Consider the following 22173-nt stretch of genomic DNA (forward strand, 5'->3'; position numbering starts at 1 on the left):
TGTGCACCATCCGTTCTGACAGTCTCCGTACTGCACACAGGATCATTCGCAGAGATTTGTCATGGAAACTATTAGCAGTTTTATCGATAAATATCTTTAACTATCTATTCAGCAGCTCGAGCAAGTGCGCAAACTCGTCGTCATCTCGGAACGAGAGCGAGATGGTGCCGCGTCCCGCTTTGCGCCGGATTTTCACCTTCGTGCCGTATGTGTTAGAGAGCTTTGTGCTCTCCTCCTGTGCCTGTGTGTCTATCGAAGGCTGTGGGCGAGATTTCTGCTCAGGCCCTTCCGCAGTGTCTGAGGTCGGTGTGAGCGCCAATTTCACGGCTTCCTCGGTTTGACGCACCGACAGGTCCTCGGCCACGATCTGCTGAGCTAAGCTCTCCTGTTCTTGGCCAGGCAAGCTCAACAATGCCCGAGCATGGCCTGATGACAAGCTACCCTCCAGTAGCAGGCTCTGTGCTCCCGGAGCGAGCTTCATGAGACGAATCGTGTTTGCTATGTAGGACCGAGATCGCTGTACCCGTCGGGCAACCTCGTCCTGCGTGCATCGGAAATCGTCCATCATCTGCTGATAGGCAGCAGCTTCTTCGAGGGGGTTGAGCTGTACGCGGTGCAAGTTCTCCAGGAGAGCGTCCCGTAGCATGTCCTGCGTATCAGTGTGGCGGACGAGAGCGGGGATCTCTGGGAGACCAGCACGCTGCGCAGCTCGCCAGCGACGTTCGCCCATGACGAGCTCATACTCGCCATCATCAGTCTGTGTGACGACAATGGGCTGAAGCAGTCCCACCTGTTTGATTGACTTCGCCAGCTCATCCAGAGCTTTATCATCGAAGTGAGTACGCGGCTGATTTCGATTGGGTCGTATCAAGGTAAGCTCCACCATTTTCAGTGAAGTGCCATCCGTGAATTTCCCATCACCTGTCTTGTGATCATGCTTTTCATGGGGGTCTTCGAGATCGCGATCATGCTTTTCACTAGGGCTCTCAGTGATATCCGTTCGTTGGAAGAACTCTCCAAACCCTCGTCCCAGGCCCTGATGCTTTTGTGCCATTGTCTCTCCCGGTAAGTTCTGTATGCTGGATTACTGAGCGTGGCGATGAGCGAACTCAGCGGCAGCATCGCGATAAGCTCGAGCACCCGACGAGTGCGGTTCATAGGTGAGCACGGATCGGGTGTAGCTCGGTGCTTCTGATACTCGCACTGAGCGTGGAATGACGGTGTCCAACGTCTCTCTACTGAAGTGTGCCCGCACCTCTGCTGTGACCTGCTGGGAGAGATTTGTCCGGGCATCATACATCGTCATGACAATTGTCTCGATGGACAGATCAGGATTGAAGGCTTGCTTCACAGCCGTGACAGTGCGCATGAGCTGCTGCACACCTTCCAGAGCATAATATTCACACTGAATGGGCAGCATCACCTCATCTGCTGCCACCAGAGCGTTCAGCGTAAGAAGCCCCAGCGATGGTGGGCAGTCGATGAACACATAATCGACGTCGTGCGTGTCCAGGTATTCCTTGAGCACCTTCCTCAGGCATGACTCGCGCCTGCTTTGTGCAACAAGTTGCAGTTCGGCCCCGGATAGATCTATGGTCGCCGGCACCACATCAAGTAGCGGGCTTTCGGGGCTCATTTGAGCCACCAAAGTGATCTTTTCCCCTTCCAGCAGCACTTCATATGTTCCTGGAGTCCCAACGTCATGGTGCACACCGAGAGCGGTCGATGCATTCCCCTGCGGATCGATATCTATGACGAGCGTTCTCAACCCACTCATGGCCAAGGCCGTCGCCAAGTTGACGGTGGTTGTGGTCTTCCCCACACCGCCTTTCTGATTGGCCACCGCAATTATTCGAGGCTCCGATGGCCCCGGTAGAGCCCGGGGCACTCTGATTGATGCCCCCTTGAAGTCATCCGGTTCTTCGATTTCCGGTTCGTCGGGTCCATCGAACGCTGCTCGTTTTGGGGCCTTGTCGTATACCGGAACTTCGTTCGTCATAGGATTCCCTTCAGCACCTGATGTGTGTTTCACGTGAAACACGTCTACAGCTTGCGAAAACTTGGCTACTGGGCAGCGCACTCATCGCGATGACAGTACTCTATGCTACCGGTAGGTCGCCTCGGATTACAGCTCGACGATCAGAAAACGCATAGCCTTTCGTACACCGGGACACAGACTTCGCGGCACATCACCACAGTGGAAAAGCTCCTCCATATCCCAAATCCATCTGACAGTTCGATAGCTTTGCTATCGAAGGATAGCTTCCGGTCAGGAAACCCATGTCAAGAGCAGGTTCTACTGGCATCTGTTTTGCTATTTGCAGAACGAGCAGCACAAAATCTGGCATCAGGTACAGAGATGGCTTGAGATCAAGCTTTTACCACAGATGGATTGCTACGTCAATGATGGGTTCCTAGACAGAATGGCACGCCACTACTCTCCAACAGGTTTCATCCATGCCATCCGATCTCTACCCCGGGTGTGTCATTGAAGAAAGCGTCTTGCCTCCCCTGCACCCGCTCAGGTTCATTCAGACAGCAGACCGTTCTGAAAACAATCCACTTGCCATGTGCCCGGAACAATGCACACATGAACCACACGGGATACATTGCGCAGTAGTGTACGACCGGTCCGAAAAGAACGTAACAGAGAAGGAGTTCTGATGGAACTCCAATTGATCTCAAGACCTGGATGTTCCAATCTCCAAGCTGAGGTGATCTGTTTTGTTACGCCGCGGCAGCAGACAACGACACATCCGATGTAGTTTCAAATATTCATATATTAATATTTTTATAGATAAATAAATTTAGTTATGTCCAGGCAAGTGATCTACTTATTTCAGATGATAAGAAAAATGACTAGCACCCACGACAGCACAGCCACCACCCGGGAAGTTCACCTACAGGCCACTCTTGACTGCTGAAAATACATATTTCCAACTAGGCAATAGTCACCAACACCTAGTGTGGATTGCCTTCTGCTGGCAAGACGATAATTTTGGGTCAATCATGGAGCAGACGATCGGGTGGACCAGGTGATGACATTGACCAGAGACTTGCGCTGGCTCAGTCAATCTTCTCGGAGCTGCCATGAGATAGTGTGCTTAGAAGATCTTGATGATCTGACGAGTATCGAAAATGACCATCATCACTTTGATGGGGGAGCAAGCACAGGTCGGCATGATCAGGTAGCAGCTACTCAGTAGATCGATCATGGGTCGGCGTGGTTCGGATGTTCACGACATCATGAACACATCGTGACTCACGGTTAAGTAACCAAATGAGTCGGTTCTGGGGAGATTAGATCAATAATAAAATGCAGTTCCGGGTTTTCCGCAGATAAGACGCACGTCCAAATGTTCCAGAGTTTCTGATCTAGATATTCTCGATCGTTTGGATATACCCTGTTACAGGTTCGACTGTGAAGTCAGGCTCTCTCGCCAGTCACAGCAATGAACAGGAGTTGATCGTGGAGCCGCCGCGACTCCATCTCATACCAGAACACCGGCAGGAGAGATGTTTCACGTGAAACACAGCCGGTGGTTGACACTTCATCCACCAAGAGTGACGACTCCACCCTAGAGATGGTGACAACAGGACGAAGTTAAAACAGTTGACTCCCGAGAATCGTGAACCGATAAGAGCGATAAACCGGTACGACAAGAGCGGTAGGTCGAATGGCCGCTCAACACACAGTATTTAGCGCAATGACATCCCCGACCCCAGCTCTCTTGAATGTCTCAAGAAGACGATGCTCCGGGATAGAGCGGGAAGCGTTCTGAAAATGGAGGTCGCTCGGGCGATAAAGGTATTCGGAATAATGAGGTAGTCTGGAAAGAGTCGCTGGAGGCTAGCTAGTAATTCCAGCTCCCTACCCAGATTACCTCGAGACAGGTATTCATCGTTATCATCAAAACAACAGGGAACGATACCGGTCGATCGAGACCCTAGAGATCTCGTCCTTGATGACACATTCACAGATGAAGAGCGCTGAGCATGATCACAATCAACATACAATCAGTACATGGGTAAACCAGCATGATCAACTCAGGACCAAGCAGCAAGCTACCATGATCACCAAAAGCTGCAGCTCGGTCCACAAGCCAGCAAGTCTGACCTTGAGCGGGGGACGGATATCCACCACACAGCGCATCAAAAAGGGAGCGCGATGGATGCAACTGTCATGAGAACCCAGCAACACTCAACTCGGCACCATAAAACAAGCAGGGTCCAGCAGCCAAGGAAATGATTCATCAATCAGGGAAGACTGCTATTACGATGCAGCGGAATTCAACAAGAATGACAGAGGCACCAACATCCCGCAACTCAGAGTAGGCAGTAGCTCACAGGACCCAATGGCCGCCCGGTGATCTAGGACCTGGACCCGTGGCCCGTGGCACAGACGCTCAGTAGCGCAGTGTTGTCAAGAAATCGACATTACTGGGCGATGTGTCGCATCATCTGCAGAAAAAGCACTGGAGTACCAGAGTCGGTCGGGTACTTGGAAGTCGTGGTATCAACAGCAAAAGTTGGGTCATCAGTGGCAACAGGTACGGAAGATGGTTTGAGATCGCTCGCCCCATACCCAACGATGAGATGGATGTCTACGTCAACAATGGGTGATTGTGTCAGATGACGTCGCTCTCTCACAACAGGTTTCATCCATGTGTCATCCATCTAGGAGTCACGACGCCATTGGAAAAACAGACTCAGGTTTCACAGCCGAATCAGGGTCTGATCAGGCATGTCGAACTCGTACGACTCGAGTGGGATCGGCGTCAGCAGCAGCTCGAACGATGAGTACCTCCGCATCGAGCCGACGCTTGCGAAGTTCCTTGTCAGCCTTGGCAATTTCTTTGTCCACAGACTCCCCCTTGAGGGCAAGAAGCTCTCCTGAAGGTAGGAACAGTGGTGCAGTCCATGCCAAGAGTTTCGTGAGATTGGCAACAGCCCGAGCGGTGACGACATCAAAACTCATGTGAAGATCTTCAGCCCGCGATCGGATAACCGTCACCTGATCATCAAGGTGAAGTTCGTCCACAACGGTCGTGAGAAATTGACAGCGTCGAGCCAATGGCTCAATGAGTGTGATCTGCACGTCAGGGCGCAGCAGGGCAACTGGAATTCCCGGAAGACCAGCTCCACTACCAACATCGGCAACCCGCAGCCCCTCAGGGATCAGTTGAGCAACAGCGGCACTGTTGAAGATGTGCCGTTGCCACAGTCGTGGAGTCTCCCGTGGCCCGATGAGTCCTTGGGTCACGCCATCACTTGATAATATATCGACATATCTTTTTATATCTGAATATTTTTCTTTATAAATATCGCGTGCTGCGGTGTTCTCCTCGACCGTCGATGAGCTGAGTGGGACCTCACTCGTCCCCTGGGAAGGATCATCCCTGGCAGCAGCGCTTCGGTCATGATCCCCCGACGCATTGCGACACCAGTCACGGTCACCTGCTACAGGGGCACTGCCACAACGATCATCCATCCCACTCACAGAGGTATCTTCACACAGTTACCGAGTCCGTGACCACAGGCGCAGGGGAAGACATCGGAAACCAAGAGGGTAGGAGCAAGCCACAAAAGACACGCAGAGGCAAGGTGGAACCCAGGGCTCCGATGAGGAAACGGGAAGCTCATGTGCACGCGCTCGAGCACGTGACCGCAGAACTCGGAGAACAGGTCACCTTATGGGAGCAATGGAGGGTCAACACACCACCCATGAGGGGATGAAGCGGTATGCGTGCGTGGCGAGACATCTCTCCGTGGGCACCACGAGGGGGTAATGAAGTCGTGCCCATGGGGCACACACGGGATCTGACGCGGCGTGAAAAGTCGGTTAGGGAATGAAGCCGGGCTCATAGGGGCTCATTCACGCATCTTGAGAGGTTGAGAACGTGTTGCGGGTGAAACCGTGCTCATGACGTCCTGACTGTTGCCGTGGGACTGCGTGCGTTCCATGGCAATGTGGCGCGAGGATGGTCCTCGTCCATTGGACGCCCGGGCCCACAAGCTGGACACCGGCCCCAAGAACATGAGGGCTGGCAGCATCATCACACCATGAGGTACAGCACACAGCACGATTCAACGATCGTCGCTACGACACCTCTGTCCAGGCAGGGGCTGTGTCGTGGCCCCGGACAGAACGGGTGGATCCTCAGACACTCCCAGCAAGGGGTAGTGACACGTTGGCCGTGCCCGCCGCCACAGCGTTGGGAAAACTCTGTCCGTCATCGATGAGGAGCACAGAAGCAACGCTGGGGTGCACGAAGAACTGCTGCGGACGCACCGGCAGACCCAGCTGCCAGATTCGTCACTTTGTCGACCTCCCACCACCATTTGTCGACCTTCGCCACCAGCACCTGAAGATCAAGCGATGACCATCACCCGTGCGACCGGATGATCCAGGTATCACTTCGACACACGCCCTTCGCTGTGGAAAGAAGCACTCCTGGTGGGGGCGCCGTTGGTTGGAAGCACTCCTGATGCGCACCGCTGGTTGCTGTGGGTACTGTTGGTGGAGAGATACCGCTAGACCACGGAACGAGGCCAGACATCATGGGGCAACCTCGTGGGGTTGCGTGAATCGTGGAGTCGCGTGGAGATACCGCTAGACCAGACATCATGGACACCCTCACGGGGTCACGCGGATCATGGGGGTCTGGGAAATACTGCTCGACGTACGGGATGAGACCAGACATCAGGGGCGCCCCATTGGGTCGCGTGGAGATCCGCCCGGCATACGGGACGAAACGACATCATGGGCACCCCCATGAAATAGCGTGGAGCGCCGCTCGACGTGTGAGACAAGCGCGGCAGAGAAGCATGGATGCCCAGGCGACGATCCACGCAAGCAACCATCACACGAAACGGGCCGCGATGCCGTCTGCACCGCGACCCGTTCTGAGCTCAACCACCCGTTCCGTGTCCTGACCGTTCTGCGCGGCGAGCTGCTCGCACAGGATCAGCAGCATCCACCGTCAGGATGAGGACCTCAGTGAAATCACAACATGCCTCCTGGGCTCCACACCGTCGGACTCGCTGAACAGTCCAGCGTCGGCAACGACGTCATGGACGATCTTGCGTTCAAAGGGATTCATGGGAGCCAACGACACCGGCTCACCGGACTCCTTGACGGACTGCACGGCCTCGGTGGCGAGGATGGCGAGTTCCTTGCGTCGATTCTCCCGGAACCCTGCGACGTCGAGCATCAGCCGTGACCGATGTCCGGTCTCTGTCATGACAGCCAGACGTGAGAGCTCCTGAAGGGCTTCGAGGACCTTTCCCTCGTCACCGACGAGTGTCTGGTTGTCAGTGACGATGGAGACGTGTGCCCGCCCGTTCTCGACATAGGTGTCGATGTCGCCGTCCAGATCAGCGATGTCGAGCAGATCCTCCAGGTAGTCGGCGGCAATGTCTCCCTCGGTCACCAGCGGGTTTTCGTGATCCTCCTCGGTGGCGGGGTGCTCGACATCCTCATGCCGTGCATCGGCTGCAGTGTGCCCATCTGGGGAGTCAACGTTGCGTTGTGGAGTGTCGCTGGGGGACTCGGTGACATCCGTGGACATCTGGGTTGTGCCATGGTCTTGACTCATTGCGGTTCCTTCTTCACATCCGTTGCGAGGCTCGTCATCAGCGATTTGCCTCGGCTGCCTGGGCGATCCGTTCATGGGAGGTCAGTCACACCATCGCTGACGACAGTGTCTGGTCCGGAAAATATCCACCAGGGCGCTGCAGTCATGATGGGTTTTGTCAGTGCTTGCGCTTCGACCGGGACTGTCGGGCGGGCTGTTGGCGTCGCACCACCTGCTTGTTGCCGTTGGCGTCCTTGCGAACCGTCTGGCGCGTCACCTGCTGGCGAGCCACTGCAGGCTTGGCGGCGTCACTGGGGTCACCAGCAGGAGTGGGGGTGGCACTGACGACCTTGCGACGGCGCTTCTCGCGACGCTGGCGCTCGATCTCGTCGGGATCCTTGCCCTTGGCACGCATGCGCTCCTGCCAGTCGATGTAGGCCGGGGTGTTGGGGGTCGGATTGTTGCGAATGAGGATCTCCTGCTGACCCAGCGTCCACAGGTTTGACGTTGCCCAGTAGATCATGACGCCGATCGGGAAGCTCACACCGCTGAAGAGGTACATCAGCGGGAAGAGGTAGATCATCATCTTCTGCTGCTGTGCCATCGGGCCGGTGAGTGCCTCGGGCGGCATGTTCTTACGCATGAGCTGCATCTGGGTGTAGAACAGCGTCACCACCATGATGATGATGAGGACGAGGGCAACGATCTGCGTGCCGCCGAATCCGTTGGTCATCGGCAGGAATCGTCCGGCCAGCTCGGCACCGAAGAACCTGGCATGTTGCAGGGACGCCACGAGCTCGGGGTGGTCGACGAAGAAATGGCCGCGTGGAGTTCCGCGGGAGGCCCCGTCGAGCACCCGGAACAGGGCGAGGAAGATGGGCATCTGCAGCAGGATCGGCAAGCAGGACGCTGCAGGGTTGACGCCCTCCTCCTTGTAGAGATTCATCATCTCCTGGCCGGCACGCTGCCGGTCGTCACCGTACTTGTCCTGGATCGCCTTCATCTTGGGCTGGATGAGCTGCATCGCCCGGGCGGAATTGATCTGCTTGACGAACAGCGGGATGAGCAGGATACGGATGAAGATCGTCAGGGTGATGATGGCGAGGGTCCACGTCGCACCGGAGTCCGAACCGAACACGGGACTCCACATGGCGTGGAAGAGCACCACGAGTCCGGACACGGCCCAGTAGAGCGGAAGCATGATGGCATGGCCGATGGCATGGAAACCATCACCCAGGCCAAGCATGATCACCAGGGGATTGAGCATCAATTCTCACCTCGGGAATCGCAGGGCGTACCAGCAAGCACGTACTGGTAGTTCCCGGCCAGGCCGGCGCGGGAATGGTCAGATGAGGCGGTCCCGACGCCATGTGCGTCGCGCCGACCTCCAGTGAAGGTCGTCACCCATCCTTGGGTGACGGTCTCGGGATGCAGTGTGACCCAGTCGTGGGCCTCAGGGGTACCGGGAACCGGGTCGTAGCCACCGTGCGACCACGGGTTGCAGCGCAGGATCCGCCAAGCGATCATCGGCGTCGCCGTGATCACCCCATGCACCTGCAGGGCGCGCAGTCCGAAGGAGGAACAGGACGGCTGATACTTGCACACCGGCCCGTACAACGGCGAGACGAGGGCTCGCCATGCCCTGACCCAGGCGATGGCAAGCCATGTCAGAGGACGAAATCTACCGATCCTGGACATGGACGCTCACACCTCCCGACGCACCGGGCTCATTGTAGGCTGCTCATCAGCTGCAGCAGACCCCCTAGCACCGGCATCCGCGGTGTCGATGTGAGCACCAGCGCTGTCAGGCGTCCGGCCATTGGCCTGCGACCGGTTGTCACATGCAGAGTCGGTCGAGGACCGGGCGGAGGTACGGCGTTGAAGTTTGTCCAAGGCCTTCGTCCACGCCGAGGACAGATCGCTCGGCAATTGTTGGGGATGTCTGGCTGAGGCGGGCAGGGCACGCACCACGATGAGACATCCTGACGGCAACTGTTCGGTGAGCGGACGGGCCAAGTGGCGTAACTGACGTGCCACCCGGTGCCGCGTCACGGCATTTCCCACTGCCTTGGACACGACGAAACCGACCCTGGGTGCTGCACCAAGGTCGGAACATGTCGTGACGTCCGCGGGTGTGGACGCAGGCGCCCCTGTGGACAACTCTGGGGACGATGAGGATGACTCCCCATCGCACCGGGAGTGGGGCATCCATCCCGCATGGACGACGAGAGTCTGACGACCGGACCGGACTCCGCCGCGGGTCGCGGATCGGAAGTCCTCGGACCGATGCATCCGCGACCGCGCGGGAAGCACGTCAGACTCAGGCAGAGAGCTTGGCGCGACCCCTACGACGGCGAGCCGCCAAGATGGAGCGTCCGGCGCGGGAGCTCATGCGATGACGGAAACCGTGGTTGCGGGAACGACGACGGTTGCTGGGCTGGTAAGTGCGTTTCACGGGGATGTTCTCCCTTGTGTCTTGGGGATCACCCGGGAGGACGAGGGGTGCTCTTCCTCAGGCCGGGGCGCCCGGCCGGGCGCAGGAAAGGACGTCACCGTCACCAGACGGTGACTGCAGAACTCTACTTGTCTGACTGCTGAAGCGCAAACTGGTGAAGCAATGGATGACCCGTTGTCCACAGTGTGCAAATCACACTGATGTAGCGACCCGCCTGGCGAGCCGTTCATCGTCGTGACCTTCGAAAACTTCTTGCACCACGGAACAGAGATGGCTAGCGTCAACGTTCCACAAGGTGTGCACAACCCCGCATGGCCTGTGGAAAACTTTGTGGATAAGCTTGTCCTGATTTCGTTGCACGGATCAGCCATCTGCACAGTGATGTCGATCGGAAAGGAGTGGGGATGAGCAACCACTCGACCACTGGTCAACCAGCTGAGTCCGCTGATGCCCCAGGCTCCGCCGACGACCACCTCCACTCCTCCGATGACCGGCCCCTGCCACACGTCCATCCCAACGCCGTCCTTCCTCCTCCCATGAGCGCCCAGGAACCCGTCGATCCGACGGAGGCCCTGGCCGAGGCGTGGAGTTCCCTGCTGGACAACGTCTCCAAGGCCAACCGTCCCTGGCTGCGCAATGCGACCCCGGTGACGATGCACTCCTCAACGGCAATGGTGGCCGTACCCAATGAGTTCGCTCGCGACCACATCGAGACGAAGATGCGTGCCGAGCTGGAGGAGCTGCTCTCCGACTCCTTCCACCGCCCCATTCACCTGGCCATCACCATCGATCCCGATCTGGAGCTGGCCCTGGGCGCCCCGGATCGCCCGGAGGATGACGAGGAGGAACTGCCGGTCGCCGAGTTCGTCCCGCGGGCGGGGGTGTCTCCGGCGCCCGTCCTGCCCTCGGATGCCGGAAGTGGCGCCGAGCAGTCCGATGACCCGGCTGCGCACCTCAACCCCAAGTACACCTTCGACTCCTTCGTCATCGGATCGTCGAACCGGTTCGCCCATGCCGCCGCCGTGGCCGTGGCCGAGTCACCGGGTAAGTCGTACAACCCGTTGCTCATCTATGGCGGTTCGGGGCTCGGCAAGACGCATCTGCTGCACGCCATCGGCTCCTACGTGCTCAGCTATTACCACAACGTGCGGGTGAAGTACGTCTCCACCGAGGAACTCACCAACGACTTCATCAACGCCATCGGCACCAATCGCACCGCAGAGTTCCGACGCGCATACCGCGACATCGACGTCCTGCTGGTTGACGACATCCAGTTCCTGGAGTCCAAGATCCAGACCCAGGAGGAGTTCTTCCACACCTTCAACACCCTGCACAATGCGCAGAAGCAGATCGTCATGACCTCCGACCGACCCCCGAAGCTGTTGGAGGCCTTGGAACCGCGGTTGCGCAGTCGCTTCGAGTGGGGTCTGCTCACCGACATCCAGCCGCCCGACCTGGAGACCCGGATAGCCATTCTGCAACGCAAGATCCAGGCTGAACGGCTCACCGTCGGACCAGATGTGCTGGAGTTCATTGCCTCGCGCATCCAGACCAACATCCGTGAGCTGGAGGGTGCCCTCATCCGGGTGGCAGCTTTCGCGAGCCTCAACGGCCAACAGGTGGATCTGTCGCTGGCCGAGGTCGTACTCAAGGATCTCATTCCCGAAGGCGGCGAGGCCCCGGTCACTGCCGACGGGATCATCACCGAGACGGCGAAGTACTTCTCGATCTCCCGTGATGATCTGCTGGGAACCTCGCGTGCCCAGACCTTGGTACGGGCTCGTCAGATAGCGATGTACCTGTGCCGGGAACTCACCGATCTTTCCCTGCCCAAGATCGGCGACGAGTTCGGTGGCAAGGATCACACCACCGTCATGCACGCCGAACGCAAGATTCGGGCTCTGCTGGGGGAGAACCGCGAGATCTTCGATCAGGTGACCGAACTCACCAACCTCATCAAGACGTTCTGACTCACACGCATCCCGCCACCGTCGACACAGGATGCACACACCCCCACACCTCGAGGTGAGGCGGTTTCCCCAACGAGACACCATCCCCACAATCCTGTGGAAAACCCGTGGAAACCCTGTGGACGGTCATACACAGGCCAGCACCATCCACATCGTCACGGACTTTTCCCAAGCTCCCCCACCGACTTGTCCACCGCCTTAAAACCCATGTGACAAGGAGTTACGGTGGTTCTTCACAAAATTCACAACGGTTATGACGACGACTGGAGAGATACACGCAAAAAGGTCGTCCAAGGTAACGCCTGTGTGCAACTGCCCCAGCCAGCTGCGAGAATACGCAACCCTCAACCTTGGTTCCGATCCGATGGAGGAAACCGGATATGATCGCAGTAGCAAGCACCATCCGTGCACCAGTGACACTTCAGAGGGGACATACGTGAAAATTCGGCTCGAACGCGACGTGATGGCCGACGCCGTTGGGTGGGCTGCCCGTAGCCTGCCCACCCACCTCACCGTGCCCATCCTCGCCGGTCTGCTCATCACTGCCACCGAGGACGGCGTGACGATGTCCGGATCCGACAACGAGACCACCGCACAGATCACCCTGCCGGCCCAGGTGGAGGAACCTGGTCAGGTACTCGTGTCGGGCAAGTTGTTGGCAAGCATCGCCAAGGCCCTTCCGAACAAGCCGGTCGACATCACAGCGAATCCGGCATCGATGGAACTCGTGTGCGGGTCGGTGCACTTCACGCTGCAGGGTCTTCCGGTTGACGAGTACCCATCGCTGCCTCAGATGCCTGCCACCACTGGAACGGTGGACACGGCAATCTTCGCCAAGGCCGTCTCCCAGGTGTTCGTCGCTGCAGGCCGTGATGAACTGCTGCCCGTCTTCACCGGCATTCGCATGGAGATCGACGATGACAAGCTCTCCCTGCTCGCCACCGACCGCTATCGCATGGCCCTCAAGGAAATCACGTGGAATCCCAGCTCCACACAGATGGATGCTGCGGCCCTGGTACCAGCCAAGGTCCTCAACGAGACTGCTCGTTCCATGACCACCGGGGACCACGTGTCGATCAACCTTTCCGCTGCGGACACCGGTGACGGACTCGTCGGCTTCCAGGGGGACGGGGCTCATGGTCAGCGCCAGATGACGACCCGACTGCTCGACGGCGAGTTCCCCAAGGTACGTCACCTCATGGACATCAAGCCCACCCGTTCGGTACGGGTGCGTACCGACGCCCTCGTCGCCGCGGTCCGACGCGTCGCCTTGGTTGCCGAGCGCAACACCCCGCTGCGTATCGTCATCAATGACGACTCCATCTCCCTGTCGGCCGCCACCGGTGACCAGGCTCAGGCCTCCGAGGCCATCGAAGCCTCGGTAACCGATCACGTGGAGGGCGATCCCACGATCACCGCTGCCGGGTTCAACCCGAACTACCTCTCCGACGCGCTGGGTGCCTTGGACACCCCCTACGTCCACTTCTCGTTCACTGCCCCTGGCAAACCATGTCTGGTTGCTGGTCTCAACGAGATCGACGGTGAGATCGAGCAGGACTACAAACACGTCATCATGCTCATGAGGTTGCCCAACTGAGGCGATCGGCAGGCTACGAGAAAGCGTGTATGTTGCCGAGCTGGGACTGGTGGACTTCCGGTCCTACGTGCGTTCCGCCATCACACTGCAACCAGGTGTGACGTCGTTCATCGGCTCCAACGGGCAGGGCAAGACGAACCTCGTCGAGGCCATCGAGTACCTGTCCACCCTGTCGTCGCACCGCGTGAGCAACGACGTCCCACTCATCCGGCTGGGAGCCCGACAGGCCATCGTGCGCGCCCGTGTGCGGGCCGGAAGTGATGACCTGCGATCCCTACTGCTGGAGGTGGAGATCAACTCCGGGCGGGCCAACCGAACCCGAATCAATCGGGCGAGGACACAGCGCACCCGTGATCTTCTCGGGGTGCTGCGCACCGTCGTCTTCAGTCCCAACGATCTGTCGATCGTACGAGGGGATCCATCGGATCGACGTCATTTCCTCGACGGCCTGGTCATCACCCGCTGGCCCCGGATGGCCGGGGTCAAGGCTGATTACGAGCGCATCCTCAGACAGCGTAATGTTCTGCTGAAATCCCTTGCCGGGCGAGGTGCCTCTGCCGGCGGTGAGGCGGGAGCGACCCTGGAGATCTGGGACGAACAGTTGGCAACGATCGGCGCCGAACTGCTCTCCGCGCGGTTGGACACCCTGAGTTCCCTCATGCCGCTGGCCGCGAAGGCCTATGGAGACATCGCTCCCGTCAATGACCTCACCACTGTCCAGTACCGGTCAACGATCGATCTGAGCGATCTGTGGTCACCTCCGCAGGCAGACACCCCGAGCGATCCGGTGGATCGGGCTGCTCTCACCGAGCGATTTCGAGATGCCCTGTCGGCTCGTCGCAAGGACGAACTCGTCCGAGGGGTGACGTTGGCCGGCCCGCACCGTGACGACGTCGTCCTGCACATCGGTCAGCTCCCGGCCAAGGGCTATGCCTCCCACGGTGAGTCGTGGTCGCTGGCACTCGCTCTGCGGCTCGGATCCTTCGAGCTGTTGCGTGCTGACGGCATCGAGCCGGTACTCGTTCTTGACGACGTCTTCGCCGAGCTCGACAGTACTCGACGGGATCGACTTGCCGGTTCCATCGTCGATGCCGATCAGGTGCTCGTCACCACGGCCGTTGCCTCCGACGTGCCTGAGGTACTGCACGGGGCGAGGTTCGACGTGGGCGGTGGCAACGTCATGGCCCACGAGGAGGTGCTCGATGAACGGTGACCTCCCGTCGCACGGGGATGCCGACATGCCGTCCCGACCAGGACGTCTGCCACCTCGGCGGGGACGTTCCCAGTCGGGACAACATGACGGTTCGTCCCCTGGTGACGCTGATTCTCGCAGGGAACCGGCGTCTGCCGAGCCATCCCGTTCCGGACGGGCCGATCGTCGCCGGATCGTCTCGGAGACGGTGAGCGAGCAGGATCAACAGGTCGACACCGAGCACAGTGATGACGGTCTCGACCTAGCCCAGAGCACTGCTCGCGCGGCTCGCGGCGATCCAGCTGGTGCTCCTCGGCCTCGCACCGGTGCTCTGCCCGATTCCCAAGTGCAGTTGCCGGCCCCACGTGGCATACGTAGTCCTCGTAGACGCCGCAGTCGCGTCCACCATGCCACCTGGTCCGGGCCCGGACCCGATCGTCGTGACCCCGTGCCATTGGGAGACGCGATCGACAAGCTCATTCGGTCCCGCGGCTGGTCGACCCAGGTGAGTTTGCGTCAGGTGCTCGACAACTGGGAGAAGCTCGTGGGCCCGGCCAATGCCGCCCACTCCACGCCGGTGTCCTACACCAAGACCGTGCTCACCGTGCGCACCGATGCCACCGTGTGGGCCACGAGCATGCGCATGATCGCCCCCAATCTCGTCGCCGAACTCAATCGGCGGCTGGGACAGGGTACGGTGACACGTGTCGTCATCGAAGGACCGAGCGCACCGAGCTGGAAACATGGTCCACGATCGGTGCCGGGTAGAGGACCACGCGACACCTATGGATGATGCAACACTGATGGTGTGCACGGCACTCGTGGCATGGGTCCGGGTGACCAGTGCATACAATGAATACGTCACGGCCACGGTGCGTCAGTGAATTGGCATGACACACCTGACACCAACATGATGGGATCATCTCATGCACGTCGTCACCGGACAGGTTCAGCACTACGACTGGGGGACCACCGCCGAGATCCCACGTCTGCTGGGTGTGGAGTCCGATGGACGTCCGTGGGCCGAGTACTGGTTGGGTGCCCATCCCAAGGCACCCTCCGTGCTGGCGGACGGCTGCCACGTCAATGGAGCCGACCGTGCCGACGGTGGACAGCCCCTGGATCGTTGGCTTGCCGAGCACCCCGACCAGCTTGGCCAGGCCAGCCGTGAGGTCTTTGGTGACAGACTGTCCTTCCTGCTCAAGATATTGTCGGCAGAACAGCCACTGAGCATTCAGGCCCATCCGTCACGTACCCAGGCTCAGATGGGTTTTGCCCAGGAAAATGCTGCTGGGGTGCCCATCGATGATCCGCTTCGCCTCTATCGCGACGACTGGCCCAAACCCGAGATGATCGTCGCCCTCACCGAGTTCCATGCCCTGTACGGTTTCCGGGACCCCCACGCATCACGCCGAATGCTGGCCGTTTTCGACGCCGTGGATGGTTTCCCCGGCCTCGTCGCGCCTCTGGAGGATCCAGGATCTGAGGGAATCGCTGCAGTACTGACGTCCTGTCTGCAGCCCGATGAGCAAAACCGACGGGTCATCGCCGACATGATCGCCGCGGCACACGATCTCGTCCAGGACAACGACCCGCCATCTGGGCAGGGAAAAGTGCCACAGCTGGCCCGCACTGCCGTCGAACTTGATCGGGCTCACCCCGGTGATCCCTCCATCCTTGCCGCATTGCTCATGAACCGGGTGCATCTGCGCCCCGGGGAGAGCCTGTTCCTCGGTGCGGGCACCATGCATGCGTATCTGCACGGTACCGGGATCGAGATCATGGCGAGTTCGGACAATGTGTTGCGCGGTGGCCTCACCTCCAAACACATTGACGTGCCTGCCCTGCTCGATCAGGCAGACCTCACGGCGACGTCCGTCGAACCGTGGCGTCCGCAACAACTGCCCGGTGGTCTCCAGCACTACCGGACGCCGTTTCCAGAATTCACCCTGTGGCGGTTGGGGGAATGCGTGGAGACAGACCTGCCGGCCACCGGTCTTGGCCGGATCCTCCTCGTCCTGGACGGCCGAATGAGCCTCACCACCTCAGCTGGTGTGACAAGCAATGACACCAGTGCTGAGGTGACCCAGGTGCGGGCCGGGCAGGCTGTCTGGATCAGTGCCGGGCAGCAGGTACACGTCACTGGCTCCGCGGTGGGTTTCCTTGCGGCCCCCGGAGTCGGTCAGGAGTTCCCCGACGAGCTGTGACGTCGGGAGAACACACGTAGACCATGCCTGCGACTGTCGCACGCACCAGAGGAACTTTTCGTTTCTGAGCAATGCAGAGGTGATGGCTGATCCCCGGGACTGGGTCGAGGGTGGCGGCGGTGCAAAGGCACCTGACGCGTCTCTCACGGCTGATCGATGTGGAATCCACGCCGATTCGGCGCGGGCCACCACAGGAATTGGCCCGATCTGGGGTAGACTGTCTCCGTTAGTCCATGAACTCGAAGGGGCATGTGTGCACGACGTCGAACGACCGTGCCGTCCCCATCGAGTCGCGGGAATCGGATCCATCCCGGACCCGATCACTCAACAGGAGCGCATTGTCCGTGAGCCAGCCGTCATCATCTGAATCCCAGTCTGCTCTTTCCTCCGTCGAGGATTTGCAGGGGGAATCCACCGTCCACGCAGACGAGCCTCCCACCGAGGCCACTCCCTCACTGGTCGACGGTACCTACGATGCCGGGCAGATCACCGTGCTGGAAGGACTCGAGGCGGTTCGCAAGCGTCCCGGCATGTACATCGGGTCCACCGGTGAGCGCGGCCTGCACCACTTGGTCTACGAGATCGTCGACAACTCCGTTGACGAGGCCTTGGCGGGCTACTGCAACTCCATCGAGGTCGAACTGCTGGACGACGGACGCTGCCAAGTGAGTGACGACGGTCGTGGCATCCCGGTCAAGGAGCACCCCGTCGAACACATCCCCACTGTCACCCTGGTGCTCACCGTGCTGCACGCCGGTGGCAAGTTCGGTGACGGCGGGTACAAGGTCTCCGGTGGTCTGCACGGTGTGGGTTCCTCGGTCGTCAATGCCCTGTCGAGCACATTCGTCGTCGAGGTGTTCCGCGACGGGTACCACTGGCGTCAGTCCTTCACCCTTGGCGTGCCCGACGGGCCCCTGGAGCAGCTGGAGGAGACCGAGGCCACCGGTACGACGATCACCTTCGAACCCTCGGCCGACATCTTCGACACCACCGTCTTCGACTACGAGACCCTGGCGGCCCGATTCCGCGAGATGGCCTTCCTCAACAAGGGGCTGCGCATCAGCCTGCGTGACCTGCGGGATGGACACGTCGACGAGGACGGTGCGGCCCTGCACGACGAATTCCATTACGCAGATGGGTTGCAGGACTATGTCACGTTCCTCATCGGGACCAAGGACGTCATCAACCCCACGATCATCAGTCTGGAGGCTCACCGTCCCGAGGAGGGGATGGGGCTGGAGATCGCGATGCAGTGGAACACGTCGTACGCCACCAGCGTGCACACCTTTGCCAACACCATCAACACCATCGAGGGCGGTACCCACGAGGAGGGCTTCCGCGCCGCACTCACCAGTGTCGTCAACCGCTGGGGCGAGAGCTGGGGCATGATCAAGAAACGCGAGGATCGCGTCTCCGGTGACGACATCCGTGAGGGACTCACGGCGATCGTCTCCATCAAGCTCACCGAGCCGCAGTTCGAGGGACAGACGAAGACCAAGCTGGGCAACACTGAGGCGCGGTCCTTCGTGCAGAAGGTGCTCTACGAGAAACTCTCCGACTGGTTCGAGCAGAACCCCAAGGAGGGCAAGCTCATCATCACCAAGTCCCAGGCGGCTGCCCAGGCTCGTGTTGCCGCTCGCAAGGCACGTGACATGGCCCGCAACCGCAAGGGTCTGCTCGGATCGACGTCCCTGCCGGGCAAACTCAAGGACTGCTCCTCGACCAATCCCGAGGAGTGTGAGATCTTCATCGTGGAGGGTGACTCCGCCGGTGGCTCTGCCTCCCAGGGCCGTGATCCACGCATCCAGGCGATCCTGCCGATGCGAGGAAAGATCCTCAACGTCGAGAAGGCCCGGGTGGATCGGGCCCTCAACTCCGAGACGATCGAGTCGATCATCAATGCGCTGGGTACTGGCGTGCACGAGGAATTCGACCTTGACAAGCTGCGGTACCACAAGATCATCCTCATGGCGGACGCCGACGTCGACGGTGCGCACATCCGTACCCTGCTGCTCACCCTGCTGTTCCGGTTCATGCGCCCGGTCATCGAGGCCGGTCACGTCTACCTGGCCCAGCCCCCGCTGTTCCGACTGCGCTGGACCAACGCTCCGCACGAGTTGGCCTACTCCGACGAGGAACGCGATCTGTTGCGTACCGACGGCCTGGAGCACGGCAAGAAGCTGCCGCAGGTCAACCCGATCCAGCGCTACAAGGGCTTGGGTGAGATGGACGCCGAGGATCTGTGGGACACCACGATGGACCCGGACAAGCGGCTGCTGCTCCAGGTGACCTTGGAGGACGCTGCCATGGCCGATCAGATGTTCTCCGTCCTCATGGGCGAGGACGTCCAACAGCGCCGGTCGTTCATCCAGCGCAATGCCAAGGACGTGCGTTTCCTCGACATCTGAGGACGCCCGAACGTCTGGTATCGACTTCTTTCGAATGATTTTCGTGAATTGAGGATTCTGCATGGCTGATGACCACAGCTCCAACGAGCAGCTTGCGGCTGACGACCAAGGTCTGGTGACCGGTCGCCACGTCGGCATCCGGCCGGTCGAGATTCGTGACGAGATCCAGAACGCCTACCTCGACTACGCCATGAGTGTCATCGTCGGGCGAGCCCTCCCCGACGTGCGAGACGGCCTCAAACCAGTGCACCGTCGCGTCATCTACGCCATGTACGACGGTGGGTACCGTCCCGATCGCGGCTGGAACAAGTGCTCCCGTGTCGTTGGTGACGTCATGGGCAAATACCATCCGCACGGCGACTCGGCCATCTACGACACCTTGGTGCGTCTGGCCCAGCCGTGGGCGATGCGCTACAAGCTGGTGCAGGGCCAGGGCAACTTCGGGTCCCAGGGCAATGACGGTGCCGCCGCCATGCGATACACCGAGTGCAAGATGGCGCCGCTGGCCATGGAGATGGTTCGCGACATCGACCAGGACACCGTCGACTTCCAGCCCAACTACGACAACAAGGAGACCGAGCCGGTCGTCCTGCCGGCCAGGTTCCCGAACCTGCTCGTCAACGGTTCCTCGGGCATCGCGGTGGGTATGGCCACCAACATCCCGACCCACAACCTGCGTGAGGTCAACGAGGCCGTGCAGTGGTCCTTGGCCCATCCCGACGCCTCCGACGAGGAGTTGCTCGAGGCGGCCATGCACCGCGTCAAGGGGCCGGACTTCCCCGGCGGGGCCCTCATCGTGGGACGTCAGGGCATCGAGGACGCCTACCGCACCGGCCGTGGCTCGGTGACGATGCGCGCCGTCATCGACATGGAGGAGGACAGGAAGGGGCGCCAGTGCCTGGTCGTCACCGAATTGCCCTACATGTGCAACCCCGACAACCTCGCCACCAAGATCGCCGATCTGGTGAACTCCGGTCGCATCAACGGCATCGCCGACATTCGGGACGACTCCTCGGCGCGTACCGGCCAGCGGCTCGTCATCGTCCTCAAACGTGACGCACAGCCTCGCGTCGTCATGAACAACCTCTACAAGCACACGGGCCTGCAGGACACCTTCGGCTGCAACATGCTGGCGCTGGTCGACAACGTTCCGCGCACCCTGCGGCTGGACCAGTTCATCAGCTACTGGATCGACCACCAGATGGAGGTCATCCGCAGGCGCACCGAGTATCGTCTGGCCCAGGCCGAGAAGGACGCCCACATCCAGCGGGCCCTCGTCAAGGCCCTCGACATGCTCGACGAGGTCATCGCGCTCATCCGTCGCTCCCCGAACACCGAGGAGGCGAACCTGGGTCTGCAGAAGCTGTTGGAGATTGACGAGATCCAGGCGCGCGCCATCCTCGACATGCAGCTGCGTCGTCTGGCCGCCCTGGAGCGTCAGAAGATCATCGACCGGCTCAACGAGCTGGAACGGCTCATCGCCGACTACCAGGCGATCCTCGCCAGTGAGGACCGTCAGCGCAAGATCATCTCGACCGAGCTGGCCGAGATCGTCGAGAAGTACGGTGACGAGCGTCGCACCCGCATCATCGCCGCCGACGGGGACTTCTCCGAGGAGGACTTCATCCCCGACGACGACGTCGTCGTCACCATCACCCGCGGTGGCTACGCCAAACGCACCCGTACCGACCTGTACCGGCTGCAGAAGCGTGGTGGCAAGGGAGTTCGCGGAGCCAGCCTGCGCGCCGACGATGAGGTGGCCCAGTTGTTCACCACGACGAACCACCAGTGGATCCTGTTCTTCACGAACATGGGGCGGGTGTACCGCACCAAGGTGTGGCAGCTGCCCGAGGCCAGTCGGGATGCCAGGGGCGGTCACGTCGCCGGGCTGCTGAGTTTCCTCCCCGAGGAGCACATCACCCGTGTCATGACCCTGCGCTCCTACGACGACGCGAAGTATCTGCTGCTCGCGACTCGAGCCGGTCTGGTGAAGAAGACCCAGCTGACGGCCTACGACTCGTCGCGTCAGGCCGGCGTCATCGCCATCAACTTCCGCACCGATGACGATGAGCTCATCGGGGCCGAGCTGTGCGGACCAGACGACGACGTGCTGCTCATCAGTCGCAAGGGTCAGGCGATCCGGTTTGGCGCCGACGACGAGCAGTTGCGTCCGATGGGACGAGCCACCTCCGGGGTCACCGGAATGAAGTTTCGTGGCGACGACGAGCTGTTGTCCATGTCGGTCATCGAGGTTGGTACCGACGAGGACGAGCGGTTCGTCTTCACCGCCACCGATGGTGGTTATGCCAAACGCACCTTGGTGAGTGAGTACCGTCGTCAGGGACGTGGCGGCCTGGGCATCAAGGCGATGGCACTGTCGGAGGATCGCGGTTCACTGGTCGGTGGTCTCGTCGTCCAGGAGGCCGACGAGGTCATTGCCATTCGCACCTCTGGCCAGCTCACTCGTTCGGCCGTCGCGGAGGTACCGGTCAAGGGACGCTCCACCATGGGGGTGAAATTCGTCAGCGTTCGTGGCAAGGACGCCGTCTCGATCATCGCTCTCAACCCTGAGCACGAGGAATCAGACGACGACACCCAGCCCAACCACGACGAGATGAGGATCATCACCGAGAGCGGTGGTGAGTCCGCAGCTCGCGATGGTGTGTCAGACGCGGACGTGAGCACTGATGGGAGCACAGCAGGTACCGTAGTCTCAGATGAGGCATCGGACGATGCTGGTGAGCACGGCGAGCAGGCCTGATCCGGA

Annotated in this window: 14 protein-coding genes and 1 pseudogene; 7 read left to right on the plus strand and 8 right to left on the minus strand. The window is 60.1% G+C overall.

Annotation, left to right across the window (positions count from 1 at the left end; all coding sequences use genetic code 11):
• Window positions 1–100: 100 nt before the first annotated feature.
• The 8 genes and pseudogenes from CKV91_RS02090 to rpmH form a co-directional block, all read right to left on the minus strand.
• A complete protein-coding gene (locus CKV91_RS02090) occupies window positions 101–1054 on the minus strand; it encodes a ParB/RepB/Spo0J family partition protein (protein ID WP_065860844.1) in 954 nt (317 codons plus the stop codon).
• A 30-nt stretch (window positions 1055–1084) separates the two neighbouring features.
• Entirely contained in the window at window positions 1085–1999 is a 915-nt protein-coding gene (locus CKV91_RS02095) for a ParA family protein (RefSeq protein WP_095140930.1), read from the minus strand.
• A 2739-nt stretch (window positions 2000–4738) separates the two neighbouring features.
• On the minus strand, window positions 4739–5323 hold the full coding sequence (gene rsmG, locus CKV91_RS02100; protein ID WP_231933825.1) for a 16S rRNA (guanine(527)-N(7))-methyltransferase RsmG: 585 nt from the start codon (window positions 5321–5323) through the stop codon (window positions 4739–4741).
• A 1660-nt stretch (window positions 5324–6983) separates the two neighbouring features.
• The gene (locus CKV91_RS02110) at window positions 6984–7571 is read right to left on the minus strand and encodes a Jag family protein (RefSeq protein WP_411791902.1); all 588 of its coding nucleotides are present in this window, start codon (window positions 7569–7571) and stop codon (window positions 6984–6986) included.
• Window positions 7572–7755: 184 nt separating this feature from the next.
• Window positions 7756–8844: a membrane protein insertase YidC gene (yidC, locus tag CKV91_RS02115; protein WP_065860842.1), complete on the minus strand. Its 1089-nt coding sequence runs from the start codon at window positions 8842–8844 to the stop codon at window positions 7756–7758.
• On the minus strand, window positions 8844–9275 hold the full coding sequence (gene yidD / locus CKV91_RS09965) for a membrane protein insertion efficiency factor YidD (protein ID WP_095140932.1): 432 nt from the start codon (window positions 9273–9275) through the stop codon (window positions 8844–8846). Before yidD ends, yidC begins: the two co-directional genes overlap by 1 nt.
• A gap of 180 nt (window positions 9276–9455) precedes the next feature.
• Window positions 9456–9890 (minus strand): annotated as a pseudogene (gene rnpA / locus CKV91_RS02125) (ribonuclease P protein component); the annotation flags it as partial.
• A gap of 7 nt (window positions 9891–9897) precedes the next feature.
• A complete protein-coding gene (gene rpmH, locus CKV91_RS02130) occupies window positions 9898–10032 on the minus strand; it encodes a 50S ribosomal protein L34 (protein WP_021103642.1) in 135 nt (44 codons plus the stop codon).
• A gap of 536 nt (window positions 10033–10568) precedes the next feature.
• Between rpmH and dnaA the strand changes: the two genes are divergently transcribed.
• The 7 genes from dnaA to gyrA all read left to right on the plus strand — a co-directional run bounded on the left by dnaA (window position 10569) and on the right by gyrA (window position 22167).
• A complete protein-coding gene (gene dnaA / locus CKV91_RS02135; protein WP_036957187.1) occupies window positions 10569–12002 on the plus strand; it encodes a chromosomal replication initiator protein DnaA in 1434 nt (477 codons plus the stop codon).
• Between the two features lie 436 nt (window positions 12003–12438).
• A complete protein-coding gene (gene dnaN / locus CKV91_RS02140; RefSeq protein ID WP_021105282.1) occupies window positions 12439–13599 on the plus strand; it encodes a DNA polymerase III subunit beta in 1161 nt (386 codons plus the stop codon).
• Between the two features lie 25 nt (window positions 13600–13624).
• Window positions 13625–14812: a DNA replication/repair protein RecF gene (recF, locus tag CKV91_RS02145; RefSeq protein ID WP_021103645.1), complete on the plus strand. Its 1188-nt coding sequence runs from the start codon at window positions 13625–13627 to the stop codon at window positions 14810–14812.
• A 172-nt stretch (window positions 14813–14984) separates the two neighbouring features.
• Window positions 14985–15584 carry a DciA family protein gene (locus CKV91_RS02150; protein ID WP_036957189.1) on the plus strand — a complete coding sequence of 200 codons (600 nt, stop codon included), beginning with the start codon at window positions 14985–14987 and terminating at the stop codon, window positions 15582–15584.
• A 133-nt stretch (window positions 15585–15717) separates the two neighbouring features.
• Complete coding sequence (gene manA / locus CKV91_RS02155; protein ID WP_021103648.1) at window positions 15718–16998, plus strand: mannose-6-phosphate isomerase, class I; 1281 nt, start codon at window positions 15718–15720, stop codon at window positions 16996–16998.
• A gap of 344 nt (window positions 16999–17342) precedes the next feature.
• Window positions 17343–19406, plus strand: a complete 2064-nt coding sequence (gyrB, locus tag CKV91_RS02160) for a DNA topoisomerase (ATP-hydrolyzing) subunit B (RefSeq protein WP_036957172.1) — start codon at window positions 17343–17345, stop codon at window positions 19404–19406.
• Window positions 19407–19467: 61 nt separating this feature from the next.
• A complete protein-coding gene (gyrA, locus tag CKV91_RS02165) occupies window positions 19468–22167 on the plus strand; it encodes a DNA gyrase subunit A (RefSeq protein WP_021105285.1) in 2700 nt (899 codons plus the stop codon).
• Window positions 22168–22173 lie beyond the last annotated feature (6 nt).

Origin of the sequence: Cutibacterium granulosum, from assembly GCF_900186975.1 — a bacterium.
GTDB classification, from domain to species: domain Bacteria; phylum Actinomycetota; class Actinomycetes; order Propionibacteriales; family Propionibacteriaceae; genus Cutibacterium; species Cutibacterium granulosum.

Excerpts from the sequence above, each read along its gene's own strand:
- yidC (WP_065860842.1), bottom strand. The coding sequence starts at position 8,844 with ATGCTCAATCCCCTGGTGATCATGCTTGGCCTGGGTGATGGTTTCCAT.
- CKV91_RS02095 (WP_095140930.1), bottom strand. The coding sequence starts at position 1,999 with ATGACGAACGAAGTTCCGGTATACGACAAGGCCCCAAAACGAGCAGCG.
- CKV91_RS02110 (WP_411791902.1), bottom strand. The coding sequence starts at position 7,571 with ATGTCCACGGATGTCACCGAGTCCCCCAGCGACACTCCACAACGCAAC.
- yidD (WP_095140932.1), bottom strand. The coding sequence starts at position 9,275 with ATGTCCAGGATCGGTAGATTTCGTCCTCTGACATGGCTTGCCATCGCC.
- gyrA (WP_021105285.1), top strand. The coding sequence starts at position 19,468 with ATGGCTGATGACCACAGCTCCAACGAGCAGCTTGCGGCTGACGACCAA.
- CKV91_RS02090 (WP_065860844.1), bottom strand. The coding sequence starts at position 1,054 with ATGGCACAAAAGCATCAGGGCCTGGGACGAGGGTTTGGAGAGTTCTTC.
- dnaA (WP_036957187.1), top strand. The coding sequence starts at position 10,569 with ATGAGCGCCCAGGAACCCGTCGATCCGACGGAGGCCCTGGCCGAGGCG.
- manA (WP_021103648.1), top strand. The coding sequence starts at position 15,718 with ATGCACGTCGTCACCGGACAGGTTCAGCACTACGACTGGGGGACCACC.